General features: G+C 67.6%; 16 protein-coding genes. 8 read left to right on the plus strand and 8 right to left on the minus strand.

Annotated features, from left to right (window positions below):
* Positions 1-37 precede the first annotated feature (37 nt).
* A complete protein-coding gene (locus ACQP2T_RS49185) occupies positions 38-1273 on the plus strand; it encodes a winged helix-turn-helix transcriptional regulator (protein ID WP_433511692.1) in 1236 nt (411 codons plus the stop codon).
* Between the two features lie 387 nt (positions 1274-1660).
* On the opposite strand, the gene ACQP2T_RS49190 is transcribed toward ACQP2T_RS49185, so the two are convergent.
* Positions 1661-2611, minus strand: coding sequence for a hypothetical protein (locus tag ACQP2T_RS49190; protein WP_433511693.1), 951 nt, complete (start codon positions 2609-2611; stop codon positions 1661-1663).
* A gap of 156 nt (positions 2612-2767) precedes the next feature.
* Between ACQP2T_RS49190 and ACQP2T_RS49195 the strand changes: the two genes are divergently transcribed.
* Entirely contained in the window at positions 2768-3346 is a 579-nt protein-coding gene (locus ACQP2T_RS49195) for a DUF4240 domain-containing protein (RefSeq protein ID WP_433511694.1), read from the plus strand.
* 643 nt (positions 3347-3989) lie between these two features.
* On the opposite strand, the gene ACQP2T_RS49200 is transcribed toward ACQP2T_RS49195, so the two are convergent.
* Positions 3990-4604: a hypothetical protein gene (locus ACQP2T_RS49200; RefSeq protein ID WP_433511695.1), complete on the minus strand. Its 615-nt coding sequence runs from the start codon at positions 4602-4604 to the stop codon at positions 3990-3992.
* Between the two features lie 510 nt (positions 4605-5114).
* On the opposite strand from ACQP2T_RS49200, the gene ACQP2T_RS49205 reads away from it, so the two are divergent.
* Positions 5115-5333, plus strand: coding sequence for a hypothetical protein (locus tag ACQP2T_RS49205; protein WP_433511696.1), 219 nt, complete (start codon positions 5115-5117; stop codon positions 5331-5333).
* 576 nt (positions 5334-5909) lie between these two features.
* Here ACQP2T_RS49205 and treZ read toward each other — a convergent pair.
* From treZ to ACQP2T_RS49230, 5 genes are all read right to left on the minus strand, one after another.
* Positions 5910-7652, minus strand: coding sequence for a malto-oligosyltrehalose trehalohydrolase (treZ, locus tag ACQP2T_RS49210; protein ID WP_433511697.1), 1743 nt, complete (start codon positions 7650-7652; stop codon positions 5910-5912).
* A complete protein-coding gene (gene treY / locus ACQP2T_RS49215) occupies positions 7642-9819 on the minus strand; it encodes a malto-oligosyltrehalose synthase (RefSeq protein WP_433511698.1) in 2178 nt (725 codons plus the stop codon). Before treY ends, treZ begins: the two co-directional genes overlap by 11 nt.
* Positions 9812-11905: a glycogen debranching protein GlgX gene (gene glgX / locus ACQP2T_RS49220; RefSeq protein ID WP_433511699.1), complete on the minus strand. Its 2094-nt coding sequence runs from the start codon at positions 11903-11905 to the stop codon at positions 9812-9814. The genes treY and glgX overlap by 8 nt, the downstream gene beginning before the upstream one ends.
* 174 nt (positions 11906-12079) lie before the next feature.
* On the minus strand, positions 12080-12631 hold the full coding sequence (locus ACQP2T_RS49225) for a hypothetical protein (RefSeq protein ID WP_433511700.1): 552 nt from the start codon (positions 12629-12631) through the stop codon (positions 12080-12082).
* A complete protein-coding gene (locus tag ACQP2T_RS49230) occupies positions 12628-12906 on the minus strand; it encodes a hypothetical protein (RefSeq protein WP_433511701.1) in 279 nt (92 codons plus the stop codon). Before ACQP2T_RS49230 ends, ACQP2T_RS49225 begins: the two co-directional genes overlap by 4 nt.
* A gap of 344 nt (positions 12907-13250) precedes the next feature.
* Between ACQP2T_RS49230 and ACQP2T_RS49235 the strand changes: the two genes are divergently transcribed.
* The 5 genes from ACQP2T_RS49235 (at position 13251) to ACQP2T_RS49255 (ending at position 15960) form a co-directional block, all read left to right on the plus strand.
* Positions 13251-14102 (plus strand): helix-turn-helix domain-containing protein, encoded by an 852-nt coding sequence (locus tag ACQP2T_RS49235; protein WP_433511702.1) that lies wholly within the window; start codon positions 13251-13253, stop codon positions 14100-14102.
* A gap of 203 nt (positions 14103-14305) precedes the next feature.
* Positions 14306-14467 (plus strand): DUF397 domain-containing protein, encoded by a 162-nt coding sequence (locus ACQP2T_RS49240; RefSeq protein WP_433519934.1) that lies wholly within the window; start codon positions 14306-14308, stop codon positions 14465-14467.
* A 233-nt stretch (positions 14468-14700) separates the two neighbouring features.
* Complete coding sequence (locus ACQP2T_RS49245) at positions 14701-14805, plus strand: hypothetical protein (protein WP_433511703.1); 105 nt, start codon at positions 14701-14703, stop codon at positions 14803-14805.
* Positions 14806-14883: 78 nt separating this feature from the next.
* Positions 14884-15231, plus strand: coding sequence for a large conductance mechanosensitive channel protein MscL (gene mscL / locus ACQP2T_RS49250; RefSeq protein ID WP_433511704.1), 348 nt, complete (start codon positions 14884-14886; stop codon positions 15229-15231).
* Between the two features lie 153 nt (positions 15232-15384).
* Positions 15385-15960, plus strand: a complete 576-nt coding sequence (locus ACQP2T_RS49255; RefSeq protein WP_433511705.1) for a hypothetical protein — start codon at positions 15385-15387, stop codon at positions 15958-15960.
* Positions 15961-15987: 27 nt separating this feature from the next.
* On the opposite strand, the gene ACQP2T_RS49260 is transcribed toward ACQP2T_RS49255, so the two are convergent.
* Complete coding sequence (locus tag ACQP2T_RS49260; protein WP_433511706.1) at positions 15988-16899, minus strand: threonine ammonia-lyase; 912 nt, start codon at positions 16897-16899, stop codon at positions 15988-15990.
* Positions 16900-16918 lie beyond the last annotated feature (19 nt).

Raw genomic sequence — 16918 nt, forward strand, 5'->3', positions numbered from 1 at the left:
TTTCTATCAGAGACTCACTTGACGGTAAAGTCGGGGAATGGCCAGAGAGCTGCGCTCGCAGGACGCCGACTGCTCGATCGCCCAGGCAGCCGCCGTGATGGGTGATTGGTGGAGCCTGCTCATCGTCCGCGAGGTGACCCGCGGGCATCGCCGGTTCGACGACCTGCTGGGCGAGCTGGGCATTTCCCGCAAAGTCCTCACGGAACGCCTCAAGCACCTGGTGGAACACGGGGTGCTGACGCGTGAGCCGTATCAGAGCGGGCCGGTGCGGTACGAGTACGTACTCACGGACGCGGGCTGGGCACTGGCGCCCATGCTGATCACGATGCAGGACTGGGCAGACCGCTGGCTCCTCGGCGACGGCACCCTCACGGGGGTGGCGGCCCCGCAAAGCCCAGAAGCGGCCCGCGTCCACGCCCTATTGGGCACCCACATACCGGCCCCACTGCGGCTACCCGCCGCCATCAACCGCCCACCACTCACCACCCCCCAGACCAACACCACCGATCAGACTGACAGCACTGACCAGGCCGAGAGCGCCAACCGGACCGATAGCGCCAACCACCCACCGACCACCACCGACCCGAACGGCACCGGCGCCCGCACACCAGCCACAATCCACCTCACCGGCACCACCAACCGGACCGACGGCGCCAACCATCTGCCGCCCACCACCGACCCCATCAGCACAGCCAACAGCCCATCAGCCACCACTGGCCCGGACGACACGGACGAGACCCGTGGCATCGATCGCACAGGCGGAGCAGGCGACATGGTGGTTCGTCCATTGGTCGCCATCAGTCAAACCACCTCGACGAGTGAGGGAACGGCATCGCTCGATGTCGTGGCCGATGCGCGGGCGACGGTCCTCTTCGCGTACCCGTCGACGGGTATGCCCGCGCCGCTACCGCCCGGCTGGAATCAAGTCCCCGGAGCAGCGGGCTGCACGCTCGAGAACCGTATCTTCCGTGACAGAAGCCCCGAATTCGCCGCCCATGACATCGCCATCCACGGGGTGAGCACGCAACGCCCCGACGAGCAGACCGCCTTTGCCGCCGCTGAGGACATTCCGTTCCCCCTGTTCTCGGACATGGACCTGCGCCTCGCAGCGGCTCTCCGCCTCCCCACCTTCCGCGCCGGCCAGGCCCTGCGGCTCAAGCGCCTGATCCTGGTCGTGGACCGTTTCCGGGTGATCCGCCACGTCATCTTCCCCGTACTGGACATCCCGGCCGCTATCTCCGAGGCTCTGACAGCCGCCGAAGCCATCAACTGACACAAGGCAGGCACCCGACGCAACGCGAACACCTGCCGATCCTTGTCCGGAGTCCCCTCAGGCCCATCCCCCGGCCCTCATCCAGCACCCCTTGCACCATCCCCGGGCCCTTCTCCAGCACCCCCTCAGGCTCTGCCGCCGCCCCCCGTCCACACCCCCACAGGCTCTGCCGCCGCCCCCGTCCACACCCCCTCAGGCTCTGCCGCCGCCCCCGTCCACACCCCCACAGGCTCTGCCGCCGCCCCCGTCCACACCCCTCGGACCATCCCCGGGCCCTCCCCCAACACCCTCAGGCCCGTCCGCCACCCCCCGTCCAGCACCCCACGCTCCATCCCCGAGCCCTCCCCAAAATCCCCTCAGACTCATCCCCCGATGCTCGCCAGAGGGTCAGTTGGCGAGTAGTTGCTCGCGTTCTGCCAGGAGTGCTCTGTGCTGGGCCTCCAGTTGCGTACTGCGACCGGCCAGGGCCTGCACGGTCTCGGTGACCCACTGGGAGATCGAGGCCACCGCGTCGCGAGTCCTGTTGATGCGCTGGTGTTTCAGTGCGTCAGTGATGATGTTGTCGAAGAACGAGTCCACGAACCACCGCGTGTCCACCTTGGGCATCTGGAGGTCGCCGACCCACCCGATGTCCGCCAGTTCGCGGGAGAAGACGTCGAGCGCTCGCTGGGCGTGCCAGGCCGCCTGCTCCGCCCTCGACAGATGACTGTGTTCGATCGCGTCGGCCACCACACCGCCGCCGAGCATGTCCCAGGTCGACGCGCCACGTGCCTTGCTCAGCAGCGTCAGGACGACGCCCAGCGCCTTGCCCGCGGCCTTGCCCGCTTGCCAGGCTTCGAGGTGTTCTCTGATGTCGGCTTGCGTGTCGGCCAGTTTCTTCGATGTCCCGAGCAGCTTCTGACCGCGTTCGTTGCCGAGCCCGATCAGCAGCCGCTCCTTGTCGGCCAGCAGTTTCTCGTACGCCTGACGCGCCCCCGAGATCGAGGCCAGCTCGCGGTCGGTGACCTCCAGATCGGCGGTCAGATCCTCGAGCCGCCTCCGCTGACCGTGCAGCCGCTCCCAGGCGGCATCGGCTTCGGCTCGTTCCCTGGCCAGCCTGTCCTCCTTGGAGCCCGCGACAGGGGCCGCGAGCAGGGCCAGGAAGCCGCCTAGCCTGCCTTCCAGGCGGGCGACGTCGTGCTGCTCTTTGGCCAGTTGTGTCTCCAGCCGGCCGGTCAGCTCGGTGACCTCCCGGATCTGGTCGGCTGTCGCCTGCCGCCGGGTGGTCAGGTGGTCGAATCGGCGAATTTGCTCGCGTGACTCGCGTAATTTACGGTCAACGTCTTCGAAAGCGTCCACACGGGTTTTACGAATGGCGGCCACACGAGGTTCCTCCTGGAAGGGGATGGGCCGGTCAGATCTTCCGCGGCGCCATGCTTGTCGGTACTTGATCTGATTGAGCAAGTCACCGGTTTGAGGGCGTGGATCATCGGGGCTGATCGGTACGATTCCCGCGTGACTGAAGATGATTTCTGGGAGATCGTTGAGTCGTGTCGGGCTGCGAGTGGCGGGGACTTCGCGGAGCAGGTGTGGTTGCAGCGTGAACGGCTGCTTGCCCTCACGGTGGATGAGCTGGTGAGTTTCACCGCCCTTTGGGACACGGTGGACAATCGCGCCTACACCTGGCCGATCTGGGACGCTGCGGCCCTGGTTTTTGGCAACCCCGAGGACTTCGACGTCGACCCGTGGGCCATGCGGTTCGATCCTGCGCGGTTTGGCGACAAGGGGTTCAATGACGATGCGTTCGAGGGCTTCCGCGCGTGGCTCATCGGGCAGGGACGTGTGGCGTTCAAGCGGGTCGTCGACGATCCAGATAACTTCGCTGATCTGTACGGCCAGTGGAATTGTGAGAGCGGCGAGCACGCGGAGGAATACGCTTCGCAGGTCTATGAGGTCTATGAAGAACGCACCGACGCTGGGGTGCCGCTGTCGACCGCTGAGCCAAGTGGCGAATCGGTGGATGTGGAGGACGAGCAGATCGCCCGATCGCGGTTCCCTCGGCTGGCCGGGTACCGCTACCTCGGTGACGATTAGCGCCGGGTTCGTATCTTGGTGAGCATTAGCGCCGGGTTCGGCGACCGAGGCGGCGTACCGGTCGTCCGAAGCGGTCCAGCCGCAGGCACTGAGGTTGGCTCGCCTCTGTTGACCGACTCGGTGGCGAAGATCCCGCGGAAGTCGTACGGGGTGAATCGCACCGTCCAAAACTGCGGGTAGTGCTCGGAAAGTTCCTCGCAGCATCGCCGGAGCTGCTGCGACACCGTGGCAGGAGAGATGACCCGCCGTGTGGTGCCGTGTTGGCGCTGGAACCGGCCCGCCGCCGTGCCAGTTCCTGCAGCAATGACCCCCATCGCCACCACCGCCTCGCACGCCTGCGCCCACGATAGAAGCCGCTGACGCGACCAAACAGCCAGGACAGCAGCCACCCCGCTCGGCAAGTGACCACCGCAAGGAGCTGCACCCTACGGGGTTCCTGTGGGCGGGTTCATGTCCCCGGGGCTGGGGCGGATCCATCAGGTCACAGCCGAGGACAGGCCACATGCTCCATACCGCGCTTCCTCCCGGACGGTGTGTGGACTGGCTCACCCCACGAGAACCGAGGACAGCTCCATCAGGTCACAGCCGAGGACAGGCCACATGTCACATGCCGCGCTTCCTCTTGGACGGTGTGTGGGCTGGCTTACGCCACGAGAACTGAGGATGGGTCCGTCAGGTCACAGCCGAGGACGGTCGGCATGTCGTGGGTGGTGCGGTGGGTGGCGCACAGCCAGTCGTTGAGGGAGCCGCTGAAGCCCGGCGGTGGACCCACCTTGAGGTGGGTGACCTGGCCTGTGCCCGGGGGTGGGTCGGTCCTGAGGTAGGCGACCTGGCCCGCGCCTGGAACTGGGGCGACCTTGAGCCGGCTGATGCGGCGGATGCGGCCGTGGCTGGTCGGGTCGGTGTCGCAGGGGGTGAGGTGGACGGTGAAGGGTGAGCCGCCGTGCCCGGCTGAGGTCGCTATGCGTACGTGGTCGTCGATCGTGCGCTCGGTGGCGTCCGGGTGGGTCGCGAGGAAGGCCAGGTGATCGGTGACGAGGTGGTGTGCCACTCTGCGGAGCAGGCTCGTGGCGCACAGGCTGTGGGCGCAGGCTGCGCCGTCCAAGGTGATCTCGGGTAGGGCGAAGCGACGCAGGCCCCGGGAGGTGACGCGCAGGCAGTCGCAGGCGCCGGTGTCAGCCGGGTCCCACGGCGGGCAGGTGGCGTCCCCGTGGACCTGCACGTCCCAGCCCAGCCAGTCGTCGGCCAGGCGGAACACGGGCGACTCACCGATTGCTGGGAAGGCGACCGGGTCGTCTCCCCGCCGACGACCGACCGCCCCGGACCCCGGCCCGGCGACGACTGACCCAAAAGCCGGCCCGGACACCGACCTGGATATCGGCCCAGAGGTCGCCCCGGGTACTGATCCGCACTCCGGCCCAGGTATCGGTCCAGCTACCCGGCCGGACACCGGTCCAGAGGTCGGCCTAGAGACCGACACAGGCATCGGTCCGGAGACCGGTGCCGAAACCGACCCGGAGACCGACCCGGACATCGGTCCGGAAACATGGTCAGAGACTGACCCGGACGCGGGCCTAGCGACCGGTCCAGACACCGGCCCAGGGTTCAGCCCGGACACCGGCCTAGAAACCGCCCCGGAGATGGATCCAGACACCGGCCCGGCTACTCGCCTGGGTATCGACGCAGAGACCGACCCGGACACCGGTTCGGAGGTTGGTTGGAAGCCGCCAGCGCTGGGTGGTGGCGAGGGAGTGGTCGGGATGTCGGTGTGTCGATCGCAGGTGAGCAGTGTGATGCCCGTCAGCGGATCTATGACCAGCCCCTCGCACTCCTGCGCCACCGCGCGCGCCGCCGCGCGGGCTACCTGGATGCTGGTGGGCAGCGCGTGCGGGGGTGCTGTCGAGGAGACCAGGACGTGCTGCTGGGCTCGGCGGAGCAGGTGGCGCTCCTCGATCGCGAGCGTGACACCGGCCGGTCTCCAGGGTGAGCGGTGATGGGTGACGGTCAGGAGCGGGGTGCCCAGGGCGGCGCTCACCGCCCGTCTGTAGGGTCTGCCGACCCGCCATGGCATGAACGACTCGATGTCGAAAGGGACGTGCACGACGGGGACGACAAAGTGGGACGTCAGGCGGGCAGGCAGAGGGAGAGTGATCTTCACGTAAGCCTCCGGGGGTGCGGTGGGGCACCAGGATCGGTGATCGGGAGGTGGAGGCGTGGAGGCGAACGGCGTTCTGGGGATAAGTCTCGGCAGATGGGGCCGGGGCTGTGGACAACAGCCGGGGCTGTGGACAACAGCCGGGGCTGTAAACAACAGCCGGGGCTGTAGAGAACAGCCAGGGCTGTAGACAACAAACAGCCGGGGCTGTGGGCAACAAAAGCACAGGGCAAGGACATCCGTCCGTCGAGACTCCTGCGGGCCGCCAGATCAATCCCGAACCGACCGCGGCCACCGCGAGTTAAAAAACGATGATCCAAGCCCGCTCGCCAGAAGGTCCAGACACGTGATCCAGGCCCGTCCCCCCGAAGGCCAAAACGAGTGATCCAAGTCAACCCTTCGGGATGGTCAGACAGGTCCGCTCTTCTGACCGCCAGGGGACCTGAAGATCGCCATACTCTGCCCAGGCAGCCAAACCCCATCCTCACCAGCGGCGACCGGCTCATCAGAGGCCAGCAGGGCGGCCCCCACCGACACCGGCAGCGTCACCGAGTCCGCCCCGAAATTGACCGTGACGCACAGCGACCCCCGCCACATCACCAGCCACTTCCCGTCCGGGTCGAACTCCACCCGGACGCTGTCGAAATGCGGGTCCGACAGCTCGGGCAGCGCCTTGCGCAGTGCGATCAGGTCGCGGTACCAGCACAGCAGCGACCAGTGGACCTCCTGTTTCACCTCGTCCCAGTCCAGCTTGGAGCGCAGGAACGTCTCCTCACGCGACGGGTCGGGAGCGTCCCAGGCGTACCCGAATCCGTCGAACTCCTGCTCCCTGCGCCCGCCCTCGCTCTCCCGCAACTGCGGGTCGACGTGGTCGGAGAAGAACAGGAACGGCGTACCGGCCCCCCACTCCTCCCCCATGAACAGCATCGGGGTGAACGGCGAGGTCAGCAGCAGTCCGGCGCCGAGTTTGAGCGCGGAGACGGGCAGCCGGTCGCCCAGAGGCCGGTTGCCGATCTGGTCGTGGTTCTGCAGGCAGGCGACGAGCCGGTGGCCGGGCACTCCGACGTACGGCGCCCCGTGCGTACGGCCGCGGAAGCTCGACCAGCCGCCCTCGTGTACGACACCGCGGGTCAGCGCCTTGGCCAGCGCGGACAGGTCGGTGAAGTCGGCGTAGTAGCCGTGGCTCTCGCCGCTCACCGCGCAATGCAGCGCGTGGTGGACGTCGTCGTCCCACTGCGCGGTCATTCCCAGCCCGCCCGCGTCGAGGGAGCGGACCATGTGCGGGTCGTTGAGGTCGGATTCGGCGATGAGCGACAGCGGCCTGCCCACCGCGCAGGACAGCGCGTCCACCTGGTCGGACAGCTTGGCCAGCAGGTGTGTGGCGCGCTTGTCGTGCAGCGCGTGTACGGCGTCGAGCCGCAGGCCGTCGATGTGGTAGTCGCGCAGCCACTGCAGGGCGTTCTCGATGAAGTAGCGGCGTACCTCGTCGGACCCCGGCCCGTCGAGATTGACCGCCTCGCCCCAATAGCTCCCGCTGAACCCGGCGAAGTAAGGGCCGAAGGGGTGCAGGAAGTTGCCCGATGGGCCCAGGTGGTTGTAGACGACGTCGAGCAGGACTCCGATGCCGGCGCGATGGCAGGCGTCGACGAACGACTTGAGCCCGTCGGGGCCGCCGTACGTCTCATTGACCGCGTACAGGTCCACCCCGTCATAGCCCCAATTGCGCCCCCCGGGCACCGGGGCCACCGGCATGACCTCCACGAAGTCCACGGACAGCTCGACGAGATGCGGCAGCTTCTCGATGGCCGCCTCGAACGTGCCGGCCTGGGTGAACGTGCCGATGTGCAGCTCGTAGATCACCGAGCCGCGCAGGTCGCGGCCGGTCCACTCATGGTCGGCCCACGTGTAGCGCGCGTGGTCGTAGACGGCGCTGGGCCCGAAGACGCCATCGGGCTGGCGGCGGGAGCGGGGGTCGGGGTACGGGCCTTCGCCGTCGAGTACGTACCGGTAGCGAGTCCCATGCCCGGCCTCCGGTACGTCGGCCGCCCACCAGCCGCCCGCACCGGCGGTCATCGCGCGGCGCCCGTCGAGGACGTCGTCCAGGTCGACCTCCACGGTCGTGGCGTTCGGAGCCCACACCTCAAAGATCATGTCTCTCCAGCAGCGCGACGGGGTATCGGGCGAGCAGGTGAGCGAGAGGGACGCGGCCGGTGTAGACGCCGCCGGTCAGCAGTTCGCGCCAGGTGCCGGGCGGGAGGGTCAGCGTGGTGCCGCCCCAGCCGAGACACATCTCCCGCTCCCCCAGCTGTACACCCGCAACCTGCGCGCGGCGGGCGAGGCGGACGGGCAGGCGCGTGGCGACCGCGACCGCTTGCGGCGGTTCGTCTCCGCGCGCGAAGGCGATCGCGTGCTCCGCCGCCTCCCCTTCGGCCAGAAGCGGTGTGTACGGCGCCGCGGGGTCGAGCCGACGCCGCAGCCGCAGCGCCTGGGTCGTCACCGCGAGCTTGGCCGCGTCCCAGCGCGACACCGGCGACCGCCCGAACGTCACCGGCCGCCGGTTGTCCGGGTCGACCAGCGAGAAATCCGTCATCTCATTGCCCTGATAGACGTCCGGCACCCCGGGCATCATCAGCTGGACGAGCTTGGCCCCGAGCGAGTTGGCCATGGCGAAGGCGTCGACGCGCTCGGTGAACTCGCCCACCGGCAGCTTCACGGCCGCCGCGGAAAAGTCGCGAAGCCGCTGCTCGTACCCCGGATCCGGATTTATCCAGGAAATGGAGGTCTTGGCCTCCCGGGCCGCCTTGAGCAGGTATTCGGCGAACCGTTCGCCGGAGATCGGCCAGGCCGCCATGAGGTTCTGCCAGGCCAGGTAGTCGAGCCGTGGATCGAAGCTCACGGCCGCCGACCATTCCGACACCGCCTCGGCCCACTCGTCGGGCAGCTCCGACAGCACGGCCAGCCGGGCGCGTACGTCTTCCGACCGCTTGGTGTCGTGCGTGGACAGCGTGGTCATCGTGTACGGTCGCAGGTCGCGGCAGAACGCGTGGAAGTCCGGCACCGAGACGCCGAACAGGTCCGGATCGCCGCCGACCTCGTTCAGACACGACAGGGGGAACCACCGGTACAGCGCCGTGTCCTCGACCCCCTTGGCCATGACCGGCCCGCAGGTCTGCTGGAAACGCGTGATCACGTCGGCGGGGCCGTACAGGACCTGCTGGACGAACGGTTGCACGGCGGGCGAGCACGCGTCGGCGGCCCGCTCGACGATCTCCACCGATGCGGGTGGCGGCGGCTCGCCCGGCACCATGTACGCCCGGTACACCGGCATCGCGGCGAGCAACTCGGCGACGGCGGCCGGAGCGCACCCGGCGGCACGGGCCAGGCGGCGCACCTCGGCACCGAAGAACAGCTCGATGACCTCGCGCTTGGCCTCCGCCACCACCGGCCGGAAATCGCCGGGCAGACCGGTGAGCCGGGTGAACAGCTCGACCAGCGGCGCCTCACCGGCTGGGTCGACGAACAGGCCGTTGACCCGGTTCAGCACCTCGTAGCCGGTGGTGCCCTCGCAGTCCCAGTCCTCGGGCAGCCGCTCGTCACCGATCAGGATCTTCTCCACGACCGTCCAGGCGCCGCCGGACCTGGCGCGCAGGCGTTCGAGGTAGCCGCGCGGATCGGCCAGCCCGTCCGGATGATCGACGCGCAGCCCGTCGACCAGACCCTCGTCGAGCAGCCAGAAGATCACCTCGTGCGTGGCGAAGAGCACCTCGGGGTTCTCGACCCGCAGCCCGATCAGCGTCGACACGTCGAAGAAGCGCCGGTAGCCCGGCCCCTGACGCCAGTCGACCAGCCGGTAGTGCCCGGGGTGGGGGAAGACGTGCTCGTGGTAGCGCAGCACGTCGCCGTCGACCACCGGCTCGACGTCGTCGCCGAGCACCGGCAGCGCCACCTTCCCGCCGTCCCAGTCGATGTCGAACCAGGCGGCGTACGGGGAGGCCGGGCCTTCGGCGAGCACGGACCAGAACTGGGCGTTGATCGTGTTCATGTGGTTGGGCACGATGTCGAGGACGATGCCGAGGTCCTGTGCGGCCAGCTGCTCGGCCATCTCACGGAACCCCTTGGCGCCGCCGAACTCCGCCCTGATCCGGGAGTGGTCCGTGACGTCGTAGCCGTGCAGCGAGCCGGGCGTCGCCTGCAGGATCGGCGACAGGTACACGTGGCTGACCCCCAGGTCCCGAAGATACGCGGCGATCTCCCCCACCTGGGCGAACCCGAAGTCGGGCGTCAGCTGGACCCGATAGGTAGAAACCGGCCTAGACACGACGGAGCACCCGTACGCTGCGACCAGGCACCGCGACCCCTTCCCCCGCTCGGCACATCCGGACGTCGAGCACGATCGGCATGGCGGTGTCGATCTCGGTCTGCCACATCTCGCCGTAGTCCTTGGGGACCGTGAACGTGATCATGTCGTGGTGGGCGTTGAACAGCAGCAGGAACGAGTCATCCCTGATCGGCCGGCCGCGCCGGTCGGGCTCGGTGATGGCCTCGCCGTTGAGGAAGACGGCCAGCGACTTGGCGTAGCCGACGTTCCAGTCGCTGTCGGTCATCTCCTCCCCCGACGGGGTGAGCCAGGCGATGTCGTTCAGGCCGCGTACCGGTTTGCCGTAGAAGAAGCGCCTGCGCCGGAAGACCGGATGCTTCTTGCGCAGCGCGGCCAGCCTCTGCGTGAACTCCAGCAGCAGCCAGTTCTCCCTGACGTCGGACCAGTCGACCCAGGTCAGCTCGTTGTCCTGGCAGTAGCCGTTGTTGTTGCCGTGCTGGGTGCGGCCCAGCTCGTCGCCGTGGGACAGCATCGGCACGCCCTGCGACAGGAACAGCGTGGTCAGGAAGTTGCGCTTCTGCTGCTCGCGCAGCGACTCGATGGCCAGGCCCGCCGGGCCCTCCGCGCCGCAGTTCCAGGACCGGTTGTCGTCGGTGCCGTCGCGGTTGCCCTCCTTGTTGGCCTCGTTGTGCTTGACGTCGTACGAGACCAGGTCCTGCAGGGTGAATCCGTCGTGGCAGGTGACGAAGTTGATCGAGGCGGCGGGCCGGCGGCTGTCGTCCAGATAGAGGTCGCTGGAGCCGGTGAACCTGGAGCCGAACTCGGGCAGCGTCGCGGGCTGCCCGCGCCACAGGTCGCGGATCGTGTCGCGGTAGCGGCCGTTCCACTCCGTCCATCGTGAGGGGAAGTTGCCGACCTGGTAACCGCCCGGCCCGAGGTCCCACGGCTCGGCGATCAGCTTGACCTGCGACAACACCGGGTCCTGCTGGACCAGGTCGAAGAAGGAGCTCAGCCGGTCGACCTCGTGCAGCTCACGGGCCAGGGTCGAGGCCAGGTCGAAGCGGAACCCGTCCACGTGCATCTCGATGACCCAGTAGCGCAGCGAGTCCATGATCATCTGAAGCGCGTGGGGCGAGCGCATGAGCAGGCTGTTGCCGGTGCCCGTGGTGTCCAGGTAGTAGCGCTTGTCGCCGTCGACCAGCCGGTAGTAGTCGGGGTTGTCGATCCCCCTGAGGGACAGGGTCGGCCCGAGGTGGTTGCCCTCGGCCGTGTGGTTGTAGACGACATCGAGAATGACCTCGATCCCCGCCTCGTGCAGCGCCCGCACCATGGCCTTGAACTCCAGCACCTGACCGCCCCGCTGCCCCTGACTGGAGTAGCGGTTGTGCGGCGCGAAGAAGCCGATCGAGTTGTAACCCCAGTAGTTGGACAGCCCGCGCTGCTCCAGGATGTCGTCGGTGACGTACTGATGGACGGGCATCAGTTCGAGCGCCGTCACGCCGAGCTTGGTGAGGTGATCGATGATCTCCGGGTGGCCGAGCGCGGCGTACGTGCCGCGCAGGTGCTCGGGGATCTTCGGGTTGCTGATCGTCAGGCCGCGCACGTGCGCCTCGTAGATCACGGTGTCGTGGTACGGCGTGGCCGGCGGCCGGTCGTGTCCCCACCCAAAAAACGGATTTATCACGATAGAGCGGTGGACATAGGGCGCAGAGTCGGCCTCATTGCGCGCGTCGGGCTGGCCGAAAGGGTAACCGTAGACCGCCTCGTTCCAGGTGACGCCACCCTCGATCGCCATCGCGTACGGGTCGAGCAGCAGCTTGGCCGGATTGCACCGCAAGCCCCGCTCCGGCTCGTAGGGCCCATGGACGCGATAGCCGTAGCGCTGGCCTGGACCTATGCCCGGCAGATAACCGTGCCAGATGAACCCGTCGACCTCGGTCAGCGGCACCCTGGACTCGGCGTTGGCCTCATCGAAAAGGCACAGTTCGACCTTGTCCGCGACCTCCGTATAAAGCGAGAAATTGGTGCCTGCCCCGTCATATGTCGCACCGAGAGGATAGGGGTCTCCCGGCCAGATTTCGATCATCGAGGCTCCCTTGCCGTCTTTCCCCATGTTCCGTTCCCTCGCTCCGCCGGACAAGCCCGGCCTCGAAGGAGGCGTCCGGCCCTGGCTGATCACAGGTCCTTCCCACCAGACGGCTTAACACGCTTCCCGCCGGTGAGCCGCCCCTGATGGCGCGGTATCAGAGGCGACCCACGTTCACAGCATGCCTCGGGCGTGCCGAGCCTTCTCGGACAGAGTTCGGAAAGAACGGCCCCGCCGGATGACTTCGAGCAGCACCCAGTGCGGGCTGCCGGCGTGTGGCCGGACGACCACCTCGGTGGCCCAGCAGGCGGCCGCGATGACCTCACGACCCTGCTCGACGATGGACGGCGTGGTCCCGGCCCGGCACCACAGCCAGACGCGCTCCCCGAACGGCGCCGGCGCGCACCACACGATGACCGGGATCTTGCCTCGCCTGTTGACGACGTACGCCTCGACGAGTCCAACGCGGATCCGGTGCGCGGTGACCACGCACCGGATCCGCCCCCACGCCCCTGACCGCGCGGGCGGCCAGAGGACGATCACGGCGGGCACGGCCATGGCCGCCAGGGAGATGGGGCCGAACGAGGCCACGATCAGGTACGCGAGGAGTGGCAGGCAGATGACCGTCGCGACCTCATACCGCCACCGCCACAGCACGACCAAGGGGTTCGGTCGTGATATCGGGGTGGTGGCGCGGTTCAGTTCGTCGAGGAACCGCCGGTTCATGGCCGCACTCTGCCCAGCCCCAGGCAGGCGCGGCACAGACCCTGCCTGGTGACGCCTTCGCCTGCGCAGGCGGCACACCGTACGTAGGTGTCGAACTCGGGGGCGCGATAGACCCGCATGAGCAGGGCGGGCCGGCGCACCTGCCAGCCCCGTCCCCTGGCTCTCGCGTCCAGCTCGGCGAACGCCCAGGCATCGAGGACTTCGAGGATGCTGACGAGGAGGCGACGGACGGGATTACGAACCGTTGATTTTAGGGTTATGTTGCTAACATCCATGGTGGATCGTCCTTCTGCTCTGGCAGCGGGGGATGGTCGTCCTTCAGCTGGGCCGGTGCGGCTACACCGGTCCAGCTTCGTGTCCGGTCGGCGATTCCGGCCCCAGCGGCGCTGGTCCAAGCCGCCCCCCGGGACCGAGTCGCTCCTCCTACGGGCATCACGCCCTCCTTCTCTCGGCGTCCCTTTGGGAGCTGTTTACCCGTAAATGCGGATGCCTATGGCAATTGCCATAGGAACATGTCGGTGACGTTTGCCTTACTCACATGCCACCGGCAATCACCTCGGCATAGGATCTCGGCACGGCGTCACGAAGAGGTGATCGGCCATGGCCAGATGGATGAGGGATGATGGCGAACCCGACCCTGCGCCAGCGGCAGCTGGCCGCCCGGCTACGCGAGATGCGCACCGAAGCCGGGCTGAGCATCGCCGAGGTCGCCGAGCAACTGCTCTGCTCCCCAGCCAAGATCAGCCGCATCGAGACCAGCCAACGGCGGGCCAGCCTGCGCGACGTTCGCGACCTGTGCGGACTGTACGGAGTCGCCGACCCGTCGGAGCTGATGGCGTTCGCCAAGGAGGCACAGCAGCTGAGCTGGTGGCAGGACTCCGAGGACGTGGGCTTCCGCCCGCTCATCGGGCTGGAGGCCGAGGCCGTCGAGATCTCCGAGTATGAGACCACGACGATTCCAGGACTGCTCCAGACCGAGGATTACGCCAGAGCCGTGATACAGGGCTTCCTGCCGCGCATCGCGAGCGACGTGCTCGATGAGCGCGTGGCCGTCCGAATGAAGCGCCAGGAGATCCTGCACAAGTCGTCGCCGCCGCGCTACTGGGTCCTGCTCGACCAATCCGCGCTGCACCGCCATGTCGGCAGTCAGCAGATCATGGCAGAGCAGTTGACCCAACTCGCCGAGCTGAGCCATCTGCCGGACGTCACCATTCAGGTCGTTCCGTACACCGTCGGCGCTCACATGGGGTTCGACAGCGCCTTCATGCTGCTGGCGTTCGACCCGAACGCGGGCGTGGCCGACACCGTCTACCTGGACACACTCGCCGGGCAGATCTTTCTGGAGAAGCCCAACCAGCTCATCCGGTTTAGGGAGGTGCTCAACCACCTTCGAGCCGCGGCGCTCCGCCCCGACGATTCCAGAAAACGGATATTGGAGCACCGAGACCTATTTGTCGCTCAAAAAGGCTGAAAACGATTCAGCCAAGCACCGGCAAATGCCAGCGGCAACTGACAGCCAGGGCCTAGCATGTGGGGTTGGGCCCGATCTTTCACGCGCGCCGTTTCTGCACGTCAAGGGCCCACCTTGCAATCAGCTTGGCGCGCTCCTGCTAGGGGTCTCGCCATTCCTAGGCAGGAGAGTGACAAATGACCTCGCATCCTCAGCTGGAGCCTATGTGGAGGATCTCCTCCCACTGCAACAACGGCAGTTGTGTCGCTGTGGCCAAGCTTCCGAGCGGTCGAATCGCCATTCGCGACACCAAGGTAGCTGAGGGCGACATCCTGCAGTTCTCTCCTGAAGAGTGGGCCAGCTTCATCGGGAGCATCAAGGGGTAACGCTCGAAGACGTGCGGAGGGCAGGCATGAGTCGCCTGCCCCTTCCGTTGCATATGGCCCATCAATCCCACTATGGGGTAGATGCCGGGTTACGATTGCGGTGCACCATGCCTGTCACCGACCTTTCTGCGAGGTACCGCATGAGTTCCCCCCAGGCTCCGCGTGATCTGACCTGGCACTCGTGCAACAACGGCAATTGCGTGGAGGTAGCGAGGCAAGTCGACAGAGTGCTCGTGCGAGTCGGCACCGACTCCACCGGCGCGCATCTGTCGCTGACCCGGCAGGAGTGGGAAGGCTTCCGAGACGGCATCAAGGCCGGGACGTTCGACATCGTCTAACCGCCCCTCTACCGCGATATATGCCCGTAGCGGCGGGGGAAGGTTTGACCCTTCCTTGACCGGCTATTTACCCAGGCCATGGGCGGATTCAAGAAGTTCCTGCTGCGTGGCAACATCGTCGAGCTGGCGATCGCGGTGATCGTCGGCGCCACCTTCAGCGGGCTCGTGCAGGCGCTGGTCGCCGACCTGGTCACACCGCTGATCGGGGCGGTCACCGGGGGGAGACAGCCGAACTTCGCCGAATACTCCTTCACCGTCAACGGGAGCGAGTTCAAGTACGGCGACTTCCTCAACCACCTGCTCACCTTCCTGATCATCGCGGCGGTGGTCTACTGGCTGATCGTGCTGCCGATGAACCGGCTGATCAGCCTGTTCGACAAGGGCGAGGCCGCGACGACCCGGCCGTGCCCGGAATGTCTGAAGTGACATCCCCCTTGAGGCGCGCCGATGCGCTCACTGCACGGCACAGCTGGTTCCGGAGTCGGAGAAGCCGCGCTAGACGCGGTCATGAAGCCGGGCGTTCCCGCGTGTGCGGGGGTGAGTGCCACCAACTGCTGCTCAATCCGACAAGATGAGCGGGTGAGCGTTGAGTTGATGGTCTGGGACGAGTCCGCGCCGATCAGCCGGGATCAGGCGCGGGCCGCCTACCTGGCGGTCAAGAAGACACAGCCCGTCGCGGGCGAGGTGCCGGAGGTGGCCAAGGAGCTGCCGGGCGTGGTCACGGTCTATCCGGGACATCTGCTGGTGACGATGGACCTCGACACGATGGACGAGATGTCGGCCCAGGTGTTCACCGTCGCGCGGGCTCATGGGCTGGTCTGCTACGACCCGCAGCGCGATCTCGTGCACAACACCGCGCCGCTCGGTGTCTATGAGGGCATGCAGCTCCACACCGGTGACGGGATGATCGTCCACGATCCGGACCTCGGGCTGGTGCACGACGTCCTGGCCACCATGTCGCCACAGAACCCATTCGTCACACTGGTCAACTTCGGGCGCCACTTCATCCAGGTCTCCCCCGGCTACGAGCTGGAGTACAAGGAGGCGGCGCTGGCGCGGACGATGGTGGACGAGCTGGCGGAGGTGCAGCGGGCCTTCCAGGAGTACGCCACCGGGGACCGGTCGTTCCTGGCCCGCCACGAGTGGACCGCCTGAACGACTGGACGCCTGAGAGGTCCAGGCTTAGACGACCTGGCGCAGCAGGTCCGGGTTGACGTTGCCGCCCGACAGCACCAGGACCGTCCGGCCCTCGGGGACGCGCCCCGACAGGTAGGCCGCCGTCGTGACCGCTCCGCTCGGCTCGGCCACCAGGCGGGCCGAGCGGGCCAGGTGGCCCATGGCGTGGCGGATCTCGTCCTCCGACACGGTGACGATGCCGTCGAGGTGCTCGCGCAGGTGCGCGAACGTCAGCTCCGACAGATCGGCCCGCAACCCGTCGGCGATCGTACGGAAGGTCCGGGCCGGCTCCCAGGGGATCACGTGGCCGGCCGCCAGGCTCTCGGCCGCGTCGGCGGCGAGTTCGGGTTCGACGCCCAGCACGGTGGCCTCCGGCCGCAGCGCCTTGACGGCCGCGGCGATGCCCGAGGCGAGTCCGCCGCCGCTGACCGGCACGACCACCACCTCGACGTCCGGCAGGTCCGCGACGATCTCCAGCCCGATGGTGCCCTGCCCGGCGATCACCGCCAGGTGGTCGTACGGCGGGATCATGGTGAGCCCCCGCTCCTCGGCCAGCTTGAGTGCCCCGGCGATCCGCTGCTCGGGCGGCACGACGACCAGCTCGGCGCCATGTCCCTTGATCGCCGCCGCCTTGACCTCGGGGGTCCCCTCGGGCACCACGACGACGCACGGCACCCCGAACTGCTTGGCCGCGTACGCCAGCGCCTGGCCGTGATTGCCGGAGGAGTGGGTGACGACCCCGTCGGGCCGCAGCGCCGCGACGGCGTTGTAGGCGCCGCGGATCTTGAACGACCCGACCCGCTGCAGGCTCTCCGGCTTGACCCAGACCTCCCCCATGGGCACCAGTGGGGTCCGCACCGCGACCGGCTTGATGCGCTCGGCCGCGTCCCGGATGTCAGCGATCGTCACCAGCTCCATGGGCTCACCCTAGTCTCGG

The sequence above is a fragment of the Nonomuraea sp. CA-143628 genome (assembly GCF_050942315.1).
GTDB lineage: Bacteria > Actinomycetota > Actinomycetes > Streptosporangiales > Streptosporangiaceae > Nonomuraea.

What these genes read in the sequence shown, in the direction of transcription:
- ACQP2T_RS49230 (WP_433511701.1), bottom strand. Translation starts at nt 12,906, where the DNA reads ATGGATGTTAGCAACATAACCCTAAAATCAACGGTTCGTAATCCCGTC.
- ACQP2T_RS49240 (WP_433519934.1), top strand. Translation starts at nt 14,306, where the DNA reads ATGTGGAGGATCTCCTCCCACTGCAACAACGGCAGTTGTGTCGCTGTG.
- ACQP2T_RS49260 (WP_433511706.1), bottom strand. Translation starts at nt 16,899, where the DNA reads ATGGAGCTGGTGACGATCGCTGACATCCGGGACGCGGCCGAGCGCATC.
- glgX (WP_433511699.1), bottom strand. Translation starts at nt 11,905, where the DNA reads ATGATCGAAATCTGGCCGGGAGACCCCTATCCTCTCGGTGCGACATAT.
- mscL (WP_433511704.1), top strand. Translation starts at nt 14,884, where the DNA reads ATGGGCGGATTCAAGAAGTTCCTGCTGCGTGGCAACATCGTCGAGCTG.
- treZ (WP_433511697.1), bottom strand. Translation starts at nt 7,652, where the DNA reads ATGATCTTTGAGGTGTGGGCTCCGAACGCCACGACCGTGGAGGTCGAC.
- ACQP2T_RS49225 (WP_433511700.1), bottom strand. Translation starts at nt 12,631, where the DNA reads ATGAACCGGCGGTTCCTCGACGAACTGAACCGCGCCACCACCCCGATA.
- ACQP2T_RS49235 (WP_433511702.1), top strand. Translation starts at nt 13,251, where the DNA reads ATGATGGCGAACCCGACCCTGCGCCAGCGGCAGCTGGCCGCCCGGCTA.
- ACQP2T_RS49185 (WP_433511692.1), top strand. Translation starts at nt 38, where the DNA reads ATGGCCAGAGAGCTGCGCTCGCAGGACGCCGACTGCTCGATCGCCCAG.